This window comes from Veillonella sp. CAG:933 (assembly GCF_000431435.1).
Taxonomy (GTDB): domain Bacteria; phylum Bacillota; class Negativicutes; order Veillonellales; family Veillonellaceae; genus Veillonella_A.
This window is the reverse complement of sequence record NZ_HF986100.1, coordinates 1-5350: the sequence shown is the minus strand read 5'-3', so window position 1 is coordinate 5350 and position 5350 is coordinate 1. Positions and strand designations below refer to the sequence as shown.

Sequence of the window (5350 nt, the reverse complement as noted above, 5' to 3'; positions counted from 1 at the left end):
TAGGTCATGAACTAAATAAAGAATAATCAATATGGAAAATTTATACCCAGTATACCCAATTCCTTCTTATAAAGACGGAGGTATACACATCAAGAAAAAGAATCGTGGGAAGTTTAACGCACTTAAGAAAAGAACAGGTAAAAGTACAGAAGAGTTAACGCATAGTAAAAACCCATTGACTAGGAAGAGGGCAATCTTCGCACAGAACGCCGCAAAATGGAATCATAAAGGCAGAAAGAAAAAATAACAATTACAATCTAATTATAATTAATTATGGAAAACAATAGTAACGATACACTATTTGGATTTACAGCTATAACTGATATGTTTACTGAACAAGTTGGCAACAACATTCATCAAGATGATGATATTGATGATGAAGAATTAGAGAGACTGAAACAAGAGTCTGCTAAAGCTAGACCTGCTACTCCTGGATCTAAAAATAAAAAGACAGAAGAAATAGAAGAAGAGGAAGAAGTAGAGGAAGAGGAAATCGATGAAGTTGAAGAGGAAGAAGTAGAAGAACCTAAGAAATCTAAGAAAGCCTCTAAGAAAAAGGATAAAGAAGAGACTGAAGAAGAGGAAACCGAAGAAGAAATTGAAGAAGAGACTGAAGAAGATGAAGTTGAATCTAAACAAGTATCTGCTTTATTTGATGCAATTGCTGAAGAATTAGAATGGGATTTTGATGAAGAAGAGGAAGAAGAAAAACCAAAGACTGTAGAAGAATTGGTTAAGTATTTTAAAGAAGTAATCGAAGAACAATCTACTCCAGAATATGCAAGCGAAGATGTTGCAAAATTAGATGAATTTGTTCGTAATGGGGGTAAGTTAGAAGATTATTTCTCTATTACTCCGGACATTGATGTTGACAATGTTGATATTGAAAATGAAAATGAGCAAAAGATAGTATTGAGAGAGTTACTAGCTAGAAAAGGTTACAGTGACAAACAAATTGCTAAGAAAATCGAAAGATTTGAAGATGCTGGAGTATTAGAAGATGAGGCTAGAGATGCGGTTGAGGAACTTCAAGAGATTGTTGCAAAAGAGAAAGAAGAGCTATTAGAGCAACAAAGAATCAAAAAGGAGGAAATGGTGCAGCGCCAACAAAAGTTTTTTGATGACGTTGTCGGTGAAATAAAGTCCTTGGACAATATACGTGGTATCAAAATACCAGCTAAGGACAAGAAAGAATTATTGGCTTATATATTTAAAGCCGACGCTAGTGGAAAGACCCAGTACCAAAAAGACTATTCCAAGAGCGTAAAGAATTTAATAGAGTCAGCTTATTTTACAATGCGAGGTGACACTTTGTTAGATGCTGCCAAAAAACAGGGTACTAGCTCTGCTATTAAAAATCTGAAAAATAGTCTCAGATCAACAGGCGTTAGTAAAGGTACTAAGAGAATTAATACAAGTTCATCTAACTCTATTTTTAGTCGTGCAGTACAACTACTTTAATTAAAAATAAATTACTAACATTTATATGGATAACGGAATTTTAAATAATTTACAGATCGGTAGAGGTAAATGGTTCTCAGATCTTGTTGATGAGAATATGATTTCAAATGCAATGCTTACTAGACCGTATGAAGTAACCCGTGTTATTTCTTATGTATTCGGTTCTAAAGATGATGGTTATAGCACTTCTTTGGATGCGATTACTGGTGGTCTTGGCAATGTAATGACAATTGACCAAAGAGACTACGAATGGTCTGTAATGATTGATAGCGATAGAGCTGTGACAATTCGCTCTGCAAAATGGCAGGGAACAGAAATCACTGCTACAAATGCTAGCACAGTTATGGCAGGTTTGGGTAACACACCTATCATGTTGTGGTTAGAGGACAAATGGTTTGGTCCTGGTGCAATTTTGGAATTTGATAATAGAGAGTATCAAGTACGTGTTTCTGGTGCTCCTTATCAAGATGGTAATGAATGGGTTTATACTTGTTTCATTGCAGATGGTCAATCTAACTCTTATATTCCTGGTGAATATTTGTTAGCTGGTCGTCAAGTATCTCGTTTAGCTTCTGCTTACGAAGAGTATAGTGAAGAGGGTGATATCCTGAATTATAATACTCATTTCAAGATGAGAAACTTCTTGTTTACAACTCGCTTGGATTATGATATTACAGGTACAGCTTATTCTACAGTACTTTGGATTGCTTTAAAAGATCCTAAAACTGGTAAGACTTCTTACTTGTGGTCTGATTATCAGGAATGGAAGGCAATGCGTGAGTGGTCTAAGAGATGTGAGAGAATGATGGTTTACTCTAAGTCTAATGTAAATAAAGACGGTTCTACTTCATTGTTAGGTACGAATGGCCGTCCGGTTTATATTCCTGCAGGTTTGTTGCAACAGATTGCTCCGTCTAACAGACGTTACTATACTGAATTGACTCCGGAGTTGTTGGAAGACTTCTTGTTTGACTTGTCTTACAATATCTTAGGTACTAACGAACGTAAGTTTGTTGCTTTGACTGGTGAAATGGGTATGAGAGAATTTGACCGTGTATTGAAACAAAAAGCAGCTACAATGAACTTGATTGATACGAAGTTTATCAGTGGTTCTGGTCAGGCTTTGGTTTTAGGTGGTCAGTTTGTAACATACAAGATGACAAATGGCATCGAGTTGACATTGAAACATTTCCCGTTGTATGATGATACTACTTATAATCGTTTGTTACATCCGGTATCTGGTAAACCACTGGAATCTTATAGAATGACATTCTTGGATCTTGGTAGACGTGATGGTCAAGCTAATATCGTTAAGGTTGTTCGTAAGGACCGTGAGATGGTTATCTGGAATACTTCAGGTTCTGTAGCTCCGGGAACTGGTTACTCTAAGAATAAATCCACAGTAAGATCTAATGCAAAGGACGGTTACTCTGTTCACTTCTTAGGTGAGATGGGTATTATGCTTCGTGACCCCAGGGCATGTGGAGAATTGTTGATGGAGGTCGAAGATTAGTTCAAAATAATTGGAACTTATTATGGAAGTTGACGTTTATAATAGTGAGTTTTAAAAATTTACTATTATGCGAACATACGAAGTATATAAGATAACCAACAAAATAACTAATAAAATTTATATAGGAATAACAAATCAGGGCTCCGGTGCTAGATACAGACATCATTGGTATGAAGCTCGCATCGGAGAACCTGCTCCTATTCATAAATCCATGGCAAAATATGGAGAAGATAATTTCACATTAGAAGTCATCGACTTTGCAGAAAATGCCGAGGAGTTAAAAGAAAAAGAAAAGTATTACATAAAATTCTTTAACAGCAGAGATAGAAAAATAGGTTATAATTTAACCGATGGAGGTGATGGAACTTTTGGTAGAAAACACTCTGAGGAAACCAAAGAAAAATTAAGACAAAAAGCTTTAGGTAGAAAAGCTTCTGATGAAGCAAAGAAAAGAATGTCAGAAACACACAAATTAAATTATTCTGATGAACACAGAAAAGCGGTTGCCGAAAGTAACGCCAGACGTACAAAAAAAGTATTAATGTTTGATAAAGATTTGAATGTAATTAAAGAATTTAACAGTTTAAAAGAAGCTGCAGCAGAAACTAAAATTCATTCTACAACTATTAGAAAATCCATAAGAGGAAATAAAATAAGTTATGATTATGTATTTAGATTCAAAGATGCAGTGTAACAACAAAATACTATGGATATTATATTAAAATTCGCCCGTACAAATCCATGGGCTGGAATAGCTAAGTATAAGAATTGTAAAGATTATATCAGTACTTACTGGACAAGATCCGGTAATAGATATACCGGTTTAACTCCAGAAGATGCTAGACGTTTGGAGAAAGAAATGGGATATGAAGAAGGACATTTATCTCCACAAAGTGGATTCTGGAAAACATATGCAATCGGTTTAGGCGCAAGAGATAAAGTTTTACATACAGAAAGGCCTGAAGATGAACTTGCATATTTATTTTTAAAAGGACACAAAAGAGTAGCAAATGGAATCAATAATCTTAAGCCTACTCATGATTATGTTCTTGTAAATAAAGAAATTGAAGCTGAAGAAGCTAACAAAAGAAATAAAGCTAAACGTGAGGCATTCTCTGAATTTAATAAGATGTCAATTGAGGAAATGCGCAAATGTTTACGCTTATATGGTCACAAGACTGATAATATCAGTAATGAGCTAGTTGAAAGTAGTTTATTTGATCTCATTGAAAACAATCCTGATAAGTTCTTCTTGATTTGGGTAAACAACAAAGTAAGAGATACTCAATACATTATTGAAGCAGCTATTTCAAAGAATGTAATTCGTAAATCTAAAAACATCTATTACTATGGTACTGATATCATTGGTAGAAGTTTAGAAGATGCAATTGCTTCATTGAATGATAAAAAGAATCAGGATATCAAAATGACTATACTTCAAGAAATTGAATCTAAGTAAAAGTAAACATGACAGTATTAGAAGCACATATAGCATTTAAGATTGAAGCAGATAAAAATGCCGTTAATATTGGTATATCTGGTTGTCCATCTTTCTTACCTGAGGAAATTGATTATTGGTTATACACAGCGTATCTAAGTAAGATAGCTACTAAAGCTACTGGTAACAATACTCTTAGAATACCATTTGAAGGTAATGTAAAAAGAGTAGCAGACTTAGAAGGTTTAGTAAAAACTGATAAGGGATTGTCTTTACTAAGTGAATCTATAAGTAATAGACTTACTATGAATAATTTCAAATCTAGTATTACTTATGGTGATGATACTCAAGATAAGCGTATGTACTTCTTAGAAGGAATTTTACATTTTGGTAGTAATAAAATAGCTACAGTAAAACTTATTAGTCACGAACAAGCTACTAGATTCTTAGAAACTTATAATAATAAACCTTGGATTGAAGAACCTGTAGCAATACTAGAGGATAATAAGTTAATAGTATTTATAGATAGGGATCTCATGGTAGGTCCCTATACTATAGATATTACTTATCTAGCATACCCAAGAAAGATTAATAATCAAGATATTACGTCTACTCTAGATGAAATTCCAGAGTATATGCAATATGAAGTAGTTAAATTAGCTGCTGACATGGCAATTGAGAATATTGAATCTCCAAGAACTCAAACACATCCACAGTACGTAGCACAATTATCAGAGTAATATGAGTAGTAAGGAAATGCAAATGGAATTCGAAAGACGAATTCAACTTATTAGCCCAGATCTTATTATAGATGAGAAACCTAACTCTGATCTTATATTTTCAATACTAAATGAAGCTCAAGATAGGTATGTAATGATGAACTATGTTGGTGACGACCAAATGGAAACTGAAACCAATATACATACTAGAAATACAGA

Annotated in this window: 6 protein-coding genes; all 6 read left to right on the top strand. The window is 34.0% G+C overall.

Translation table 11 applies throughout. The features are described 5' to 3' along the window. Positions 1-31 precede the first annotated feature (31 nt). The 6 genes from QZL64_RS00285 (at position 32) to QZL64_RS00260 (ending at position 5152) form a co-directional block, all read left to right on the top strand. Positions 32-247 carry a hypothetical protein gene (locus QZL64_RS00285; RefSeq protein WP_296309054.1) on the top strand — a complete coding sequence of 72 codons (216 nt, stop codon included), beginning with the start codon at positions 32-34 and terminating at the stop codon, positions 245-247. A gap of 26 nt (positions 248-273) precedes the next feature. Next, positions 274-1461: a hypothetical protein gene (locus QZL64_RS00280; RefSeq protein ID WP_021840064.1), complete on the top strand. Its 1188-nt coding sequence runs from the start codon at positions 274-276 to the stop codon at positions 1459-1461. Between the two features lie 25 nt (positions 1462-1486). Further along, the gene (locus QZL64_RS00275; RefSeq protein WP_021840063.1) at positions 1487-2974 is read left to right on the top strand and encodes a hypothetical protein; all 1488 of its coding nucleotides are present in this window, start codon (positions 1487-1489) and stop codon (positions 2972-2974) included. 67 nt (positions 2975-3041) lie between these two features. Then, complete coding sequence (locus QZL64_RS00270; protein WP_021840062.1) at positions 3042-3668, top strand: GIY-YIG nuclease family protein; 627 nt, start codon at positions 3042-3044, stop codon at positions 3666-3668. Positions 3669-3680: 12 nt separating this feature from the next. After that, positions 3681-4433: a hypothetical protein gene (locus tag QZL64_RS00265; protein ID WP_021840061.1), complete on the top strand. Its 753-nt coding sequence runs from the start codon at positions 3681-3683 to the stop codon at positions 4431-4433. Positions 4434-4441: 8 nt separating this feature from the next. Beyond that, a complete protein-coding gene (locus QZL64_RS00260; RefSeq protein ID WP_021840060.1) occupies positions 4442-5152 on the top strand; it encodes a hypothetical protein in 711 nt (236 codons plus the stop codon). Positions 5153-5350: the final 198 nt, after the last annotated feature.

Bases quoted from the DNA above. Each gene is read 5' to 3' on its own strand.
- QZL64_RS00270 (WP_021840062.1), top strand. From the start codon at position 3,042: ATGCGAACATACGAAGTATATAAGATAACCAACAAAATAACTAATAAA.
- QZL64_RS00265 (WP_021840061.1), top strand. From the start codon at position 3,681: ATGGATATTATATTAAAATTCGCCCGTACAAATCCATGGGCTGGAATA.
- QZL64_RS00285 (WP_296309054.1), top strand. From the start codon at position 32: ATGGAAAATTTATACCCAGTATACCCAATTCCTTCTTATAAAGACGGA.
- QZL64_RS00275 (WP_021840063.1), top strand. From the start codon at position 1,487: ATGGATAACGGAATTTTAAATAATTTACAGATCGGTAGAGGTAAATGG.
- QZL64_RS00260 (WP_021840060.1), top strand. From the start codon at position 4,442: ATGACAGTATTAGAAGCACATATAGCATTTAAGATTGAAGCAGATAAA.
- QZL64_RS00280 (WP_021840064.1), top strand. From the start codon at position 274: ATGGAAAACAATAGTAACGATACACTATTTGGATTTACAGCTATAACT.